Annotated in this window: 16 protein-coding genes and 1 other RNA gene; all 17 read left to right on the plus strand. The window is 37.0% G+C overall.

Features of this window, described 5'->3' with window-relative positions; all coding sequences use genetic code 11:
* The first annotated feature begins 63 nt into the window (after positions 1-63).
* The 17 genes from ssrS (at position 64) to ACZ11_RS17010 (ending at position 15,165) form a co-directional block, all read left to right on the plus strand.
* Positions 64-263: non-coding RNA, 6S RNA (gene ssrS / locus ACZ11_RS25330), on the plus strand.
* 425 nt (positions 264-688) lie between these two features.
* Entirely contained in the window at positions 689-1,846 is a 1,158-nt protein-coding gene (gene nagA / locus ACZ11_RS16940; protein WP_049667702.1) for an N-acetylglucosamine-6-phosphate deacetylase, read from the plus strand.
* 33 nt (positions 1,847-1,879) lie between these two features.
* Positions 1,880-2,602, plus strand: coding sequence for a GntR family transcriptional regulator (locus ACZ11_RS16945; RefSeq protein WP_049667785.1), 723 nt, complete (start codon positions 1,880-1,882; stop codon positions 2,600-2,602).
* Between the two features lie 4 nt (positions 2,603-2,606).
* Entirely contained in the window at positions 2,607-3,326 is a 720-nt protein-coding gene (locus ACZ11_RS16950; protein ID WP_049667703.1) for a sugar isomerase domain-containing protein, read from the plus strand.
* 17 nt (positions 3,327-3,343) lie between these two features.
* Complete coding sequence (locus ACZ11_RS16955; RefSeq protein ID WP_049667704.1) at positions 3,344-3,613, plus strand: HPr family phosphocarrier protein; 270 nt, start codon at positions 3,344-3,346, stop codon at positions 3,611-3,613.
* Positions 3,607-5,325 carry a phosphoenolpyruvate--protein phosphotransferase gene (gene ptsP, locus ACZ11_RS16960; RefSeq protein WP_049667705.1) on the plus strand — a complete coding sequence of 573 codons (1,719 nt, stop codon included), beginning with the start codon at positions 3,607-3,609 and terminating at the stop codon, positions 5,323-5,325. Before ACZ11_RS16955 ends, ptsP begins: the two co-directional genes overlap by 7 nt.
* 41 nt (positions 5,326-5,366) lie before the next feature.
* Positions 5,367-6,542 carry a GNAT family N-acetyltransferase gene (locus ACZ11_RS16965; protein WP_049667706.1) on the plus strand — a complete coding sequence of 392 codons (1,176 nt, stop codon included), beginning with the start codon at positions 5,367-5,369 and terminating at the stop codon, positions 6,540-6,542.
* A gap of 330 nt (positions 6,543-6,872) precedes the next feature.
* The gene (locus tag ACZ11_RS16970; RefSeq protein ID WP_049667707.1) at positions 6,873-7,184 is read left to right on the plus strand and encodes a PTS sugar transporter subunit IIB; all 312 of its coding nucleotides are present in this window, start codon (positions 6,873-6,875) and stop codon (positions 7,182-7,184) included.
* A 13-nt stretch (positions 7,185-7,197) separates the two neighbouring features.
* A complete protein-coding gene (locus tag ACZ11_RS16975) occupies positions 7,198-7,518 on the plus strand; it encodes a PTS lactose/cellobiose transporter subunit IIA (RefSeq protein WP_049667708.1) in 321 nt (106 codons plus the stop codon).
* Positions 7,519-7,563: 45 nt separating this feature from the next.
* Entirely contained in the window at positions 7,564-8,892 is a 1,329-nt protein-coding gene (locus tag ACZ11_RS16980; RefSeq protein ID WP_049667709.1) for a PTS sugar transporter subunit IIC, read from the plus strand.
* A 25-nt stretch (positions 8,893-8,917) separates the two neighbouring features.
* Positions 8,918-10,000, plus strand: coding sequence for a DUF871 domain-containing protein (locus tag ACZ11_RS16985; RefSeq protein ID WP_049667710.1), 1,083 nt, complete (start codon positions 8,918-8,920; stop codon positions 9,998-10,000).
* 192 nt (positions 10,001-10,192) lie between these two features.
* Entirely contained in the window at positions 10,193-10,504 is a 312-nt protein-coding gene (locus ACZ11_RS25935) for a hypothetical protein (protein ID WP_152911528.1), read from the plus strand.
* 6 nt (positions 10,505-10,510) lie between these two features.
* Positions 10,511-11,509 (plus strand): N-acetylglucosamine kinase, encoded by a 999-nt coding sequence (locus tag ACZ11_RS16990; RefSeq protein WP_236690894.1) that lies wholly within the window; start codon positions 10,511-10,513, stop codon positions 11,507-11,509.
* 399 nt (positions 11,510-11,908) lie between these two features.
* A complete protein-coding gene (locus ACZ11_RS16995; RefSeq protein WP_049667712.1) occupies positions 11,909-12,670 on the plus strand; it encodes a tRNA threonylcarbamoyladenosine dehydratase in 762 nt (253 codons plus the stop codon).
* Between the two features lie 260 nt (positions 12,671-12,930).
* Positions 12,931-13,314: a hypothetical protein gene (locus ACZ11_RS17000; protein ID WP_049667713.1), complete on the plus strand. Its 384-nt coding sequence runs from the start codon at positions 12,931-12,933 to the stop codon at positions 13,312-13,314.
* 212 nt (positions 13,315-13,526) lie between these two features.
* Positions 13,527-14,045 (plus strand): hypothetical protein, encoded by a 519-nt coding sequence (locus ACZ11_RS17005; protein ID WP_049667714.1) that lies wholly within the window; start codon positions 13,527-13,529, stop codon positions 14,043-14,045.
* A 412-nt stretch (positions 14,046-14,457) separates the two neighbouring features.
* Complete coding sequence (locus tag ACZ11_RS17010) at positions 14,458-15,165, plus strand: hypothetical protein (RefSeq protein ID WP_049667715.1); 708 nt, start codon at positions 14,458-14,460, stop codon at positions 15,163-15,165.
* The last annotated feature ends 67 nt before the right edge of the window (positions 15,166-15,232 follow it).

Consider the following 15,232-nt stretch of genomic DNA (forward strand, 5'->3'; position numbering starts at 1 on the left):
TTAGATTTTTTAAAAGAAAATAGTTTGAATTATCAGACAGTTAATGTTATTATAACTGTAATACGAATCCTGAAGTGTTTGTCTAATTGCTAGCTCTACTTAACAGTTTTGACCGAACATTTTAGAATCGGGAGTCTTCATTTTGTAGTCGCAAACAAGCCCCACTCGGAGCGGGACGTTTAAAGCTGCAAAGCGGGCACCCCCCTGCGAATTGCGGGTTCAAAACGAATGTTTCTTGGCATAACGGCACAATCGGGATTCGTCATACATAGGAAATAAGCACAAAGAGGAGCGTAAAATTGGCTCCTTTTTTAGTGCGAGTAAATGGCTATTCAAAAAGACAACCACACAAGCAAGACTTATAATAGTACAAATTGCAGAGGAGAAATGACAATGATCCTTGGCTTAAAAAAGAATGAAGTGAAACATTTGCTGCTGCCGCTAAGTTATCACTGCGCTTTCGCGCAGACAAAACCTGTTGTTGCCTCGACGCCCCAAGGAATGCGACTAGTCTGAACGGAAATTACCCCAAAGTTAGGGTGAAGAATCTGAAAAATTTAGAAAATATAAAAAATACTTTTTATTTTTGTAAAAGTGTCATATAATTGGTATAGACAACTATACCAAATAAAATGATAGCTTGTTAACTTCAGCAAGGCTCCTCAAAAAATGATTAGGGGGTGATCTATTGAAGAATACACTTTTAATTTCCAATGTTACGATAGTCAATCATGATGGAGCACCTTTTAAGGGCGACTTACTCATTGAAAATGGTAGGATTATTAAAATAAGTCATAACTTATCTGTTCAGGCTGAGCATTATATAGATGGTAAAGAGAAAAATTGGTTACTGCTACCTGGCTATATCGATATGCACATACATGGCTCTGCTGGGCATGATGTGATGGATGCAACGCAATTAGCATTACATCAAATGGCACGTTCTTTAGTACAGGAGGGCGTTACGGGCTTTCTTGCTACTACAATGACGCAATCTATAGAAGCGATTGAAAGCGCTTTATCAAATGTTGCTCAATTCGAAAATAATGATGAAGAGGCAAGTTTATTAGGTATACATGTAGAGGGGCCATATGTATCGAAAGAACGGGCAGGAGCTCAGCCAATAGAATACATTATTTTACCGTCTACTGAGCAATTTACATCCTGGCAGAACATAAGTAAACAACGTATTAAACAAGTCACAATTGCACCTGAGGTAGAGGGAGGCTTTACGTTTATTGAATCGTTAAAAGATTTAAATGTTATTGCTTCCATTGGCCATTCTGATGCATCAATTGAAGAGGTGGATAGGGCAGTAACATTGGGCGTAAGACAGGCTACACATTTATATAACCAAATGCGCCCTTTCCATCATCGCAATCCAGGTGTCGTTGGTGCAGTGCTTTTAGAGGATCAGGTGAAGACTGAAATTATAGCTGATTTCGTGCATTGTCATCCTCAGGCTGTAAAGCTAGCGTATCGTATTAAAGGAGCGAATGGTATTATCTTAATTACCGATGCGATGCGGGCAAAAGGTTTACATTATGGTGATTATGATTTAGGTGGTCAAACCGTTCATGTTTCAAAGGATGGAGCTCATTTATCTAATGGGGTATTAGCGGGTAGTGTATTAACGATGGAGCAAGCAATAAAAAATATGAAAGCAATTACCAATTGCTCATTGCAGGAAATTGTTGCAATGTCTTCTACGAATGCTGCTAAGCAATTACAGCTTCCAACTAAAGGTCGTATTGCAGAAGGTTATGATGCAGATTTTGTATTACTAGATGAAAATTTAAATGTACAAAAAACTATTTGTCGGGGTAAAGTTGTATTTGAGAAATGAAAGAGTAAAGAGGCGATAAGGATGGTGCAATACTTGTTAGATAAAAATTCTCATATACCTATCTATATACAAATAGAAGAAATCATTAAACAACGTATTTATTTAGAAGAATACAAAATCGGTGAAAATATACCTTCCGAGCGAGAGCTTTCTATGCAGTTTGATGTTAGTAGAATGACTGTTCGTCAATCAATCACAAATTTAGTTAATAGCGGATTGTTGTATCGTGAAAAAGGGAGAGGTACATATGTCGCTAATCCAAAATTAGAACAACCGCTAAAAGGATTAACAAGTTTCACAGAGGATATGCGGTCTAGAGGGATGGAACCAAGCAGTAAAGTTTTACGCTTTGAAAAAATCGTACCACCAGTTGATATTGCTAGAGATTTAATGTTAGAGGCGGGCGAAGAGGTTTTCTTCGTTGTACGAATTCGTAGTGCAGATTCCAAGCCAATGGCAATAGAAAGAACTTATATTCCTGTGAAAATATATCCAGAACTAGATGAAAAGAAAATAATGGGGTCATTGTATGCGTTAATTGAAGCGAAATTCCATCAAAAAATTGGAAATGCTATTCAGCAAATGGAGGCAGCTATTGTTCCAAAAGAAGATAGTAAATTTTTGCAAATTAATCATACTGCACCTGTGTTAATTATTAAACGTACAAGTTATTTATCTGATGGAGTTCCGTTTGAGCTTGTGCGAAGTACTTATCGAGCTGATCGATACAAATTCATTAGTGAAATAAAAAGGTGATCTTATGGATGCATATTTTCTAGAAATTCAAAAGCTAATGCAGGTTGTGAAGGAGCAAGAGTATGCCCAAATAAAAGATGCCGCACAATTAATTGTCCAAAGGCTTCAACGCGGAGGAATTGTCCAATTATTCGGTTGTGGCCATTCTCATCTTTTAGCACAGGACGCATTTTATCGTGCGGGAGGGCTTGTACCTGTACGTCCTATAATTATTGAAGCTTTAACTTTACATGCCGGAGCAATGACATCTTCTAAAAACGAGAAGGACCCGACTATAATTGAACGGTACAATGATCATTTTGATTTTCATGAAAATGATGTTTGTATAGTCATTTCGACATCCGGAAGAAATCAAGCACCGATAGATGTGGCTTTTTTAGCGAAAGAAACAGGGGTACTTGTTATGTCTCTGCAATCTCTTGCTTATTGTGAACAGCCGACACGCCATCAAAGTGGGCAGCGCTTAGAGGATGTAGTAGATATAGTTATCGATACGCATATACCAATAGGAGATGGTTTGCTGCATCACAATGAAATACAGTATGCACCATCCTCTACAGTTATCGGTTCATTTATTTTAAATGCATTAATCAGTGAAATCATTGAGAACATGGCTTTATCTGACGAAATATTACCAGTTTTTAAAAGTAATAATGTTGACTCTGATTTGTCTCATAATGAGGCTATGATTACCAATTATCAACATCGTATTAACTTTAAATAACATGTGGAGGGATATCGATGAAGAAAATGTTTAAAATAACAGCGCCAGAGGGACTACATGCTAGACCAGCAGCATTACTGGTAACGGCTGTAACACCGTTTGAGTGTGACGTTCAGTTAACGTATAAAGAGAAATCGGTTAATTTAAAATCAATTATGGGAGTTATGGCACAAGGCGTAGCACCAGGAAGCATTGTAGAAATTTCCGCTGAGGGACCTGATGCCGAGAAGCTTTTTCAAACAATAACAGAAGTTATGGTTTCAAAAGGAATTGGTGAGGAATGTTAGAAATACAAGGAATTGCAGTTTCCCGAGGTATTGCCTTTGCAAATGCGTATTGTTTAAAAGAACCAGATTTAACTTTTGAAGAAGTTAAGATTACTGATGTACATGCTGAACTAGAAAGATTCAAGGCAGCTATTGTAAAAACGAAAACTGAACTGCAAGAAATCCATGAAATCGCACAGCAGAAATTTGGGGCTGAAAAGGCGGCCATTTTTGCTGCACATCTATTAGTGCTAGAGGATCCGGAAATGTTAGCGTCTATTGAAGCGAAAATTCAATCAGGGGTGAATGCTGAATTTGCATTAGACGAAGTATCAAATATGTTCATTGCTTTGTTTGAAGGGTTAGATAACGTCTATATGCAGGAGCGAGTTGCAGATATTCGAGATGTGTCTAAACGAGTGTTAGCCCATTTGTTAGGGGTTGAAATGGTGGATATGAATCGTTTAACCTCTGATGTTATTATAGTTGCTAAAGATTTAACACCGTCCATGACTGCGATGTTAGATACAACGTATGTAAAGGGGTTTATAACCGATATTGGTGGCAAAACATCTCATTCTGCTATTCTCGCACGAACATTAGAGATTCCAGCGGTAGTCGGGACGAAAAATGCCACGGAAAATATTCAACATGGAGCACCAATTATTTTAGATGGGACAAATGGCAAGATTATTGTCAACGCTACATCGGAAGTATCTAGCTTTTATATGCAGCAACAACGTTTACACAATGAAGAGAATGAAGAACTTCTTCAGTATCGTTCAATACCAAGTTTGAGTGCGGATGGGTTTTCAGTAGAAATTGCAGGGAATATAGGAAACCCTGAAGATGCGGATATGGTCATTAATGCTGGTGGAGATGGTATAGGCCTGTTTCGTACGGAGTTTTTATATATGGAACGACAGGAGTTACCTACTGAGGAGGAGCAGTTTCAAGCATATAAAAGCGTACTTGAAAAAATGCAAGGCAAGCCAACGATTGTTCGAACATTAGATATTGGCGGCGATAAAAATCTACCGTATTTAAAACTTGCTGATGAGATGAACCCTTTTCTTGGCTATCGAGCAATTCGAATTAGTTTAACGCAACAAGAAATGTTTCGTGTACAGATTCGCGCATTATTAAAAGCAAGCGCTTACGGCAATTTGAAAATTATGTTTCCGATGATTGCTACATTGGACGAATTTAAGATGGCGAAGGCTATATTTCTTGAAGAAAAACAAAGTTTGACAAGTGATGGGTTTCCTATATCTGAAACGCTAGAAGTAGGAATGATGATTGAAATTCCATCGGCAGCCATCATTGCAGATTTATTTGCAAAGGAAGTAGATTTTTTCTCAATCGGTACTAATGATTTAATCCAATACACGTTAGCGGTGGATCGCATGAACGAAAATGTTTCTTATTTATATCAACCGTACCATCCCGCTGTTTTAAGACTGATAAAAACTGTCATTGATGCCGCACAGAATCATGGTAAATGGGTAGGTATGTGTGGTGAAATGGCAGCGGATGAAATAGCGTTACCGATATTACTAGGATTTGGATTAAATGAGTTTTCCATGAGTGCTTCTTCTATTTTAAGGACTCGTGCACATATCGCTAAGCTTTCTAAACAGCAGCTAATGCCACATAATGAACGCATTTTACAGCTATCCACAGCCTCGGAGGTCGAGGAATATGTGAAAAATAATCTATTAAGTTTACCTTGAATTGCACGAATATTCAGTACCTAAAAGGGGTGATCCTGCATATGGAAATAAAAATAATCCCACCAAAAGATTATTTACAGGTACATCAATTAAGAGATTATTGTTTTCCTAATAAGTATTCGGGTGCGCGGCGCGATGATTTTCATTATTGGATTGAGCATAGCACAACATTGGGTGCTTACGATGAACATAAAGTAGTTGGACAGCTATTAATATTGCCACTTAATATGACAATTCATGGTGAAAATTATAAGATGGGTGGAATTGGTTTTGTTGCAACATATCCTGAATATCGGCAACAAGGTATTATCAAAAATCTTATGACTGAGGCACTAAAGAAAATGCGAGAGAATGGGCAGAGTATTTCTGTGTTAGCACCATTTTCTGTGTCCTTTTATCGTTACTTTGGCTGGGAATTATTTTTTGAAAAGCTATGTTACACCATTCCGCAATCGATGTTTCCTTCTTTCGGAAAGCAGCTGGACGAAGTGAGACGTATGAGCTTCGAATGGCCAGATCGTGATCTTTTTCAGGCGATTAAGGATTATCATAATGCACAGTCGATCTTTAATAATGGAAGTATGCTTCGAGATGATGCTTGGTGGAAAAGAATAGAGAGAAGGATGCCTGATAGTCATTTTGCGGCATATTTTAAGGATGATAAAATTGCAGGTTATATTCGCTATATCATTCAGGATGGAACATTTGAGATTCATGATTTTATAGCAGAGGATTTACTAGCAGAACAAGCAATTTGGCGTTATATAACGTCTCATGCGGCGAGTGTAGGTAGCATTAAAGGAGTTACTTCTAACAACCATCAATTTGGCTTCTATTTTAAAGAACCACAGTTTGAAAAGGAAGTTGTTCAGGATGTGATGGTAAGAATAGTAGATGCTTTAAGGTTTATGCAACATTATCCGTGGGGCGATATTCTGGAGCCCTTATATATTCAAATTGAAGATGCATTTTGTAGTTGGAATGAGCACGCATATAAAATAAATAAAAGTGGTGACGTATCGATAATTGAGACAAATTCTATCCCAGAAATGCATATGTTAACATTACCAATTAATCTTTTTTCAGCGATGATGGTTGGCTATCTTTCTGTAAAGGATACGGTCTTGTATGCAAATAAACAATTGACTGAAGACGTTATTGATCGATGGCAACAAGCGTTACCCACTAATAAACCAGCATTCTATGAATACTTTTAACTTTTTTCCATTTCCGGACGCATTGTTTATCTGTAGCGACAGCTACGCGTATTGAAAAGTGGATATGAACGTAATTTGTTCTAAAAATTTAAATTTTTTTGAACTTTTTTCTGGACTATACCAGTTGGTCGAATCCATTCAGTTGTCTGTAGCAGAGTTATAGCCCAATTTTTAAAGTCTTTTTATGAGGAAGGAAATGGTTTAAAAAGTATATTGTGGTATATACCAATTAATGCTATTCTCATCTTAAGAAAGCGATTTCATAGTTAAAAAATCATAAAAATAAAGGTAGTTAGAAAGACGAACTTAATCAAAAAAAGGAGTGTTTTTATGAAAAACATTATGCTAGTGTGCGTGGCGGGTATGAGTACTAGTTTACTAGTGTCAAAGATGCAAAAAGCGGCACAAGAACAAAACATTGAGGCAGATATTTATGCGATTGCTGAAGGTGAGGTTGACAAAGTATTAGCTGCTAAAACGGCGGATGTGCTGTTACTAGGTCCACAAGTCCGTTACTTAAAAGGGACATTTGAAAAAAAATACAAGGCAATGAATTTTCCGATTGATGTCATCAATATGGCGGATTACGGCATGATGAATGGTGAAAATGTTTTAAAGCAGGCGTTACAGTTGATTGGTTAAGGGGGCGACGACAATGGAAGAAACAGTTTTAATGGAATCCATTATGGGACTGATTGTGCACAGTGGTAATACGAGAAGTGAATGTATGGAGGCTATCCAGCTAGCAAAAAATGGACAGATTCAAGAAGCAAAGGAAAAAATACAGTTAGCTAATGATGCATTGATTGAAGCGCATCATTCTCAGACGGCTCTATTATCACAAGAGGCAAGGGGAGAAAAAGTAGAAGTATCAATGCTGTTAATTCACGCGCAAGATCATTTAATGAATGCCATTACGTTTCGTGATTTAGCAACTGAAATGATTGAGTTGTATGAACGTATCAAAGGGGAATAGCATCAAACCTTGATGTCACAATAAAAAGTAAAGGGAGTGTGTGAAATGTTCCGTTTTTTAGAAGAAAAATTTGTACCAGTTGCAGCTAGAGTAGGGAATCAGCGTCATTTAGTTGCCATTCGAGATGGATTTATTACAATCATGCCATTGACAATTGTTGGATCACTTGCAGTTCTTGTCAATAACTTGCCTATCAAATTCTATCAAAATGCGCTCGATGCCATCTGGAAGCATGAAACTTGGACACAGTGGGGCGGCAATGTTTGGGGAGCAACATTTGGAATCATCTCTCTGTTATTAGCTTTCACAATTGCTTATAATCTCGCAAAAAGTTACGACAAGGATGGACTTTCTGCCGGTGTAATCAGTCTTTCTACTTATCTGACTTTTGGTACCTTCGGTGAAGGTGGATTAACAGGGTTAACGACAGGTACAGGCGGTATATTTATTGCCATTATTGTTGCGTTGCTGTCAACTGAATTATTTTGTAAATTGACTGGCAATCCTAAGCTGCTAATTAAAATGCCAAATGGAGTACCACCAGCTGTTTCAAAATCTTTCGCCGCATTATTACCTGCTATTATTACAATTGGTTTATTTGCTCTAGTTCGTACAATTATTTCAGCAGGCTTTGATATTCCTGATATTGTCGGTTCATTCTACTCAGCTGTTCAAGAGCCGTTTATGGGCTTAACAAATTCATGGATTGCGGCTTTACTTTTAGCATTCATTCCTACGTTTTTATGGACATTAGGTGTTCATGGTGCCAACATTATTGAACCATTTATGCAAACGATAAATTTACCAGCTATAGAAGCGAATGTAAAAGCGATTTCATCTGGTGAAATAGCACCATACATCGTAAATAAACCATTCTTTGATGCCTTCATTAATATGGGTGGTTCCGGTACGACAATAGCACTTATTATTGCCATTTTCATTTTCGCTAGAAAGAACAAGCAATATAATACCGTCGGGAAATTGTCGGCGGCACCAGGGCTTTTCAATATTAATGAACCATTACTTTTCGGTCTTCCAATCGTGTTAAATCCAGTGTTATTTGTACCATTTATTTTGACACCAATGGTTAACGTAACTATTGCTTTCTTTGCAACGAAGTGGGGCTTTGTGCCAGCAGCTACGGTTTCACCGCCATGGACAACGCCACCGATTATTAATGGATTCTTAGCAACTCAATCTTGGCAAGGAGCTGCCCTTAGTATTGTCTTAATTGTAGTCGCGGTATGTATTTATTTACCGTTCATTTCAATGGCAAACCGTATGGCAAAGCAGAATGAACTACGAGTTGCTGAAGCAGAGTCTCAAAAAGAACAGCAAGTTACAAAATTAGAGAATCAAAAAGTAGAAGTGTAAATGTAAGCTAACGGAGGTATTTGGATTGAGAAGATTAGGGATTTCACTATATCCTCAGCATAGTACACTAGAAGATATGAAGCGGTATGTTCAGCTCGCTCATGACAATGGTTTTGATCGAATATTTACATGTCTAATGTCGTTAAATAACGATCAGGAACGACAAAAATTACAGCAAATAAATAAATTTGCGCAGCAGCTTGGCTTTGAAATTTCTGCTGATATTGCACCAGCTGTTTTTGAAGATTTAGGCTTAACGTATATAGATATTGGTTACTTTAAGGAGCATTATCATTTAGCCGCATTGCGCCTAGATATGGGTTTCTCAGGCCAGGAAGAAGCATTTATGTCTCTCGATGCAAGTAATTTAAAAATAGAATTAAATATTAGTAACGGTACTAAATATGTAGAAAATATATTATCCTATCAACCGAATAGAAATAATATTATTGGCTGTCATAATTTTTATCCGAGACGTTTCACGGGTTTATCACGTCAACATTATTTACAAACGTCTCAACAATTTAAAGCAAATCATATTCGAACAGCAGCCATGATTTCATCGCAGCATGCTATGTTCGGACCTTGGGAAGAAACCGAGCATGGATTGCCTACGTTAGAAGAACATCGTCATCTGCCAATTACTGTGCAAGCAAAGGATTTATGGCACACTGGTCTAATAGATGATTGTATTATCGGCAATATGTATGCTTCTGATGAAGAAATACGTGCATTAGGCCAATTAAATCGCCATAAACTAGAGCTGAAAGTTGAGCAGTCTATTGAAACGTCTATTTTAGAAGAAGCCATCCTTTTTAAGGAGCCACATTTTAATCGTGGCGATGTTTCGGATTATGTTATCCGTAGTACGCAATCTCGTGTTAAATACAAAAATGGTGACTTCCCTGCACATGATAGCCACCCATTAAAATTGGGGGATGTGACAATCGATAATAATTTAGATGTACGTTATAAGGGTGAGCTCCAAATTGTTTTAAAGGAAATGCCAAATGCCGGATCAACAAATGTTGTGGCAAGAGTTGTAGAAGAAGAGCAATTTTTATTAGCACATATTCAGCCTTGGGCATCATTTGGCTTTACGAAATGATTACAGAAGAAGGGATTAAGCCATTAGTAGATAGTGCTTAATCCCTTGTTTTATGGTTCATCACAAAACGTGTGGTTGATTTCCGTTCCGGCTGGGCGCTTTGTTGCTGACGCTACGCTTTCGCACAGAGCAGAGCTTCCAGGGGGCGTCCGATGAGCCGCTTCGCTTCGCTGCAGGGTCTCGGGCCAACAGATGTTTTTTGCGCGAAAGCGTAGTGTTAACGTAGCGGCAGCAAAGTGTTTTTGTCTGTGCGAAAGCGTAGTGCAACGTAGCGACAGCAACAGCACGATGTTGGTCACGAAGGCGTTATCACAGGACGTGATGATTTTAGCCTTCGTTCCTCTATTCGCTGATCCCCAAGGAGTCGCCCAGCCTCCACTCCAATCAACTTATTTTCATAGTAGACGTTTTAACAAAAGTCATCCACAACTTTTGATGATGAACCTTTTTAATCTTGATTTACCAATATTTTCTGTATTAACAACTACAAATACGACAGGGTGAAATGGATTGAAAAGAAAGGAGCAAAGAGATATGTATGTATTAGCGATTGACGGTGGTGGAACGAAAACGTCAGCAGTGATTTGTGATGAACTGGGCAATGTTTATGCTAAAGTAGTAACGACCCGGAGTAACCCAACAGCTATGGGTATTCAATATTTTAAGTCAACGATTCATGATATACTACAAAATTTGCAACAGCAAAACCCGCAAGTATTTGCAGCCATAGATAGTTGTTTTGCTGGAATGGCTGGAGTTAAAGAGCTACAGGCAGAAGAAGTTGTAGAATCGATAGTACGTCAATATGTTTCTAATACAGCACATGTGATTGTTGATAATGATGCTCTAATTGCACTTTATACAGGCACACTTGGGCAGGCAGGTATTGTGCAAATTGCAGGGACAGGCGCTATTACAATGGGCTACGATCGTGAACAACATTTTCATAGAGTAGGTGGCTGGGGTTATCTTTTTGATGATGAGGGCAGTGGCTATGATTTAGGTGTTCAAGTGCTGAAGGCTATTTTTCAAAGCTATGATGGGCGAGGTGCCCCAACAGCATTGACAGATGTAGTATTACGTTATTTTTCTGTAAAAAATGTACCACAATTAATAGAGTGTATTTATGGAGAAGAGCATCCTCGGACAGTTATTGCACCGTTAAGTAAATATGTTTTTGACGTGGCGGAAAAAGGAGATCGGATTGCTATCCAGATCATTGAAGACGCCTGCAAGAAACATTATGTGGCGATTAAAGCATGTTACTCTCAAATGTCTTGGGAGAAAGGGGACGTACCTGTCGTATTGGTGGGTGGCGTTTTTAATAATGAAGCATATTTTTTACCGGAATTACAGCAATTCGCACAAGTGGACGAGATACCATTGCAATTTATGGCACCGGTCTTACAGCCAATCGGCGGGGCAGTAATTGCAGCTTTTAAGCAATTAAATGCTCAGCTCGGTTCAGATTTTGCGAAAACATTCTCCAAAAATTATGAACAGGAATGAAAGTGATGAAACTAAAGGCAATTGAATTACCCTTTATTCAATTGCCCTAAATTTTCTACTTCAAGAACAATGTGAACATATTGATTGCGGTACCCTTTACATACATAAAACGTACTTTTGATTAGGAATACTTAATTTTTTTAGTTATAATTTTCACTTGATGAATAACGTGATAAAATGTAAGATAGGTTTGATTTTATCTTAGTATTTAACTAGGTTTACTAATAAAGTAATCAGTGATGGTTTTTTTTCTAGCGCTGATTATTAGTTTTCAACAATTGGGCTTTTACGGGCAGTGAATCCCCCACCTATCTAAAGTGTTAAGGTGGGAGTCTTCGGTACAGATAAATGACTGCCAGTTAAAGCGTGATAAAAATTCAATAGACGGAGAGTGTAAGGATGTTACATCAATTTTCACGTAACGAGCTCGCAATAGGAACAGAGGGTCTCGAAAAATTAAAAAATACAACGGTAGCCATTCTTGGTGTAGGCGGTGTAGGTTCATTTGCTGCTGAGGCATGTGCACGAAGTGGTATTGGTCGCATTATTTTAGTAGATAAGGATAATGTTGATATTACGAATGTTAATCGTCAATTAGTTGCCTATCTTTCAACGGTAGGACAATCTAAGTCAGGTGTCATGAAAGAACGTATTGCTGATATTAATCCAGAATGTGAAGTAATTGATATGCATATGTTTTACACGGAGGAAACATATGAGGAATTTTTCGCACAGGGCATAGATTATGTCATTGATGCGAGTGACACAGTGATGTATAAAATTCATATTATGAAGGAATGTCTAAAGCGTAATATTCCAATTATATCTAGCATGGGTGCAGCCAATAAAATGGATCCAACTCGTTTCAAAATTGCAGATATCTCTAAAACACACACAGACCCATTGGCTAAAGTAATCCGTACAAAATTACGTAAAGATGGTATTCATAAAGGAGTAACGGTTGTGTTCTCTGATGAGAGTCCTATTGTTGTTCGTCCAGATGTCGTGGAGCATGTCGGAAAACCCGATGCAGCTATCCGTAAAGCGAAAATGCCCCCATCTTCCAATGCCTTTGTGCCTTCTGTGGCAGGCTTAATTGCTGCCAGTTGGGTAGTGAATACAATCTTAAAAGATGTAAAAATTACACGTGTACAAGGCTAATACAACTTTTTGTCGATAAATTTAAAAATTTCTTCGATAAAAATAAATGAGGAAAGAATACACCCTCATTTATATTGATGGTCCATTTTATGGAAGTAGCTGTCTAGATTTAAGACAGCTACTTTTTCTATGTTACAATAGGAACGTTGTAAAAAAGGGGTCTACGATACTTATTGGGTTATTTATACAATTTATGGTGAAGAGGCACATTATGGCTCCTTTACATTTGCTGTAGAACCTTTAAAAGGAGGCGTTTTATTATGGAGCAAATCTATCAAATGGAATATAGGGGCTTAAATCTATTCGATGAAATTAGCACAGTTGAATTAGCTATCGATGAAGAAGGGCAAACAATTCACATTTTTGATGTTGGACAGGTTGTTAGCCCTATTTTTAATTTTGATGTTTCGGCATACGAGCTATCAGATGGTTTTTACAAAATGGCAGATATACTTCGACATAAACGTATTTTGACAAATCAAACAGGTAATGAACGAACACTTAGCGAGTGGTTAATTACAAATACTGCCTATTTTTATATACCACAAAAAAGAATAAAAAAATATACTCAAGGAAGTATTATAGAAATTGTTGATCGAACGAAAGAGCAGTCTTTATTTGATGTTTATGTACAAAGAATATAATTCTACCAAAATTGTTCGTCTTAAGTGCTTAAAATGCTAATAATTCACTAAATTGTCTTATTTTTTTCATGTGCCCACTTCTTTATTTGGTTTATTGCTATAATTTTAATAATTCCAATTGATAATAAAAAAGTTTGTATGGATGTGCAGAACTACTTAGGGGAGTAGGAATAACATTCAGAAAGCAAATGACAACATGGGAGAGTGGGAAAATGGAAATTCAAGTAATTCGTGATCATTTAGACATTGTAAAACTTCAAGAGAAAATGAATGATATTGTATTTGACTATTTGGATACATCTAATAATTATCCAAAGGCTATGAGAGAATTAAATCCTTTATATACACAAGCTATAACATTTTATAAAGAGTATTTAGATAATAGAGCGGGTGAATTACCAAGTGCCAATACATATTGGCATTTGTTTATAGATTGTTGTTCAAAGCTTTGCTACTTTTTAGCGGCATCAACCTATTATTCATCCAATGAGTTACAAAAAACACCTGAAAAAGTTGAGCAATTATTAACGGTTGCTGCCTATTCTTTACCTAGCATTGACCAGGAAGAGAATGAACAATTATTATCAGCAATTTTTGCGCTTTATCGTGAAGTCGTAGGTAATGAAGAGCAAACAGCATCATTACGAAATGCGGTGCTTGAACAAAAAGGTGCAGTCAAACAATGTCTGCAACAATTTAAAGCGTTTGTTGATAAAGAATTTACGGAATGATTTATCATCACTTTTATAAAATAGAATTATAGTCTAGAATCTGCTTACTTTTTGAAGTTGATCCACCAATCCTTACAGCACTCTGCTTTGTGAGGAGGTATTGGATTTCCAGCTCTTAAAGTTTTGCAGATTTTTTTTATGTTAATAAATTATTGAGAGAAGACTGTAGAAGTAGTGTTAAAATTTTGTTGTATGAAAATAAAAAAGGGACTTTTTTCTTAAAAGGTATTTATAAATTTTTGTCGAAATATAGTTAAAAAATGAAAATCTATGTGTAAGGTTTATCTCATCATCGTTTGTTAAAACGTACGCCATGGATTTGAGTATCAATCGTAACGGTAATCATACTACGTTATAGTGATGGCTAAGGTTTATTCCATGCTATAAGAATTTATAGGAAGGGGGCCGTTCAATGTTAATAAACGGTATCGAAATCGATTTGGCGAAATTAGAAAAACCACTCTTATTAGTAAAAGAGGATGAAGAACTTCTATTTCGACAGCTTATACAGTCAACACTTGAACATGAGCTTATCCAATGCCAATTAGCTCTGTCGACTAGAAAAACTATCTCATTAGTAAGGGATTTTTGGTTGGCTATGTATAAAGATCGAGAAAAATTATATATCAACAGTGAACATGCGCTCCTGTATCCAATTCGTTTAATCATATTCGAACTTGTGACACAAGACGATTACTTTAAACGTTTGTCGAAAAAATCCTTTGGAGATGAGTGGTTGTCACTTATTTATGCTGTTGTCTTATTACAATTTGTCTTACAGTGGATAAAGGAACGGTTTAGTGATAACCAGGAAGTTTATGAGGCATTAATATTATTATATAGAAATTCAGATGATAATGTAGATGATCAAACCTCTCCATCAAGAGAGCAATCCATAGGTCAAGCAATTGCTGTAAAAGCAATTCGCTCTGAAGTACGGGAGAACTCCCAGGAATTTGCTAGTCTACTTTATCAAACCTACAATTTTCTTCATTATTTACATGATATCGAAGAGGAGGAAGAAACGAATAAATTACCATCGATAAAAAATGTAGAAGATACATTGAACCGATTTTATAAAAAGCGCTATACAACAAATAAGTCAACTATTACAGGATGATTGCTTAGTAGTCAGTCCTGTTTTTTTGAAAGTAATAAGATAAAAAAATAAGGCGCTTCTTTGAAGT

The organism is Lysinibacillus xylanilyticus (genome assembly GCF_001183605.1).
GTDB classification, from domain to species: domain Bacteria; phylum Bacillota; class Bacilli; order Bacillales_A; family Planococcaceae; genus Lysinibacillus; species Lysinibacillus xylanilyticus.

Bases quoted from the DNA above. Each gene is read 5' to 3' on its own strand.
- ACZ11_RS25935 (WP_152911528.1), top strand. From the start codon at position 10,193: ATGTTTTTTGCGCGAAAGCGTAGTGTTAACGTAGCGGCAGCAAAGTGT.
- ACZ11_RS16995 (WP_049667712.1), top strand. From the start codon at position 11,909: ATGTTACATCAATTTTCACGTAACGAGCTCGCAATAGGAACAGAGGGT.
- ACZ11_RS16980 (WP_049667709.1), top strand. From the start codon at position 7,564: ATGTTCCGTTTTTTAGAAGAAAAATTTGTACCAGTTGCAGCTAGAGTA.
- ACZ11_RS16955 (WP_049667704.1), top strand. From the start codon at position 3,344: ATGAAGAAAATGTTTAAAATAACAGCGCCAGAGGGACTACATGCTAGA.
- ptsP (WP_049667705.1), top strand. From the start codon at position 3,607: ATGTTAGAAATACAAGGAATTGCAGTTTCCCGAGGTATTGCCTTTGCA.
- ACZ11_RS17000 (WP_049667713.1), top strand. From the start codon at position 12,931: ATGGAGCAAATCTATCAAATGGAATATAGGGGCTTAAATCTATTCGAT.
- ACZ11_RS16970 (WP_049667707.1), top strand. From the start codon at position 6,873: ATGAAAAACATTATGCTAGTGTGCGTGGCGGGTATGAGTACTAGTTTA.
- ACZ11_RS16975 (WP_049667708.1), top strand. From the start codon at position 7,198: ATGGAAGAAACAGTTTTAATGGAATCCATTATGGGACTGATTGTGCAC.
- ACZ11_RS16965 (WP_049667706.1), top strand. From the start codon at position 5,367: ATGGAAATAAAAATAATCCCACCAAAAGATTATTTACAGGTACATCAA.
- ACZ11_RS16950 (WP_049667703.1), top strand. From the start codon at position 2,607: ATGGATGCATATTTTCTAGAAATTCAAAAGCTAATGCAGGTTGTGAAG.
- ACZ11_RS17010 (WP_049667715.1), top strand. From the start codon at position 14,458: ATGTTAATAAACGGTATCGAAATCGATTTGGCGAAATTAGAAAAACCA.
- ACZ11_RS17005 (WP_049667714.1), top strand. From the start codon at position 13,527: ATGGAAATTCAAGTAATTCGTGATCATTTAGACATTGTAAAACTTCAA.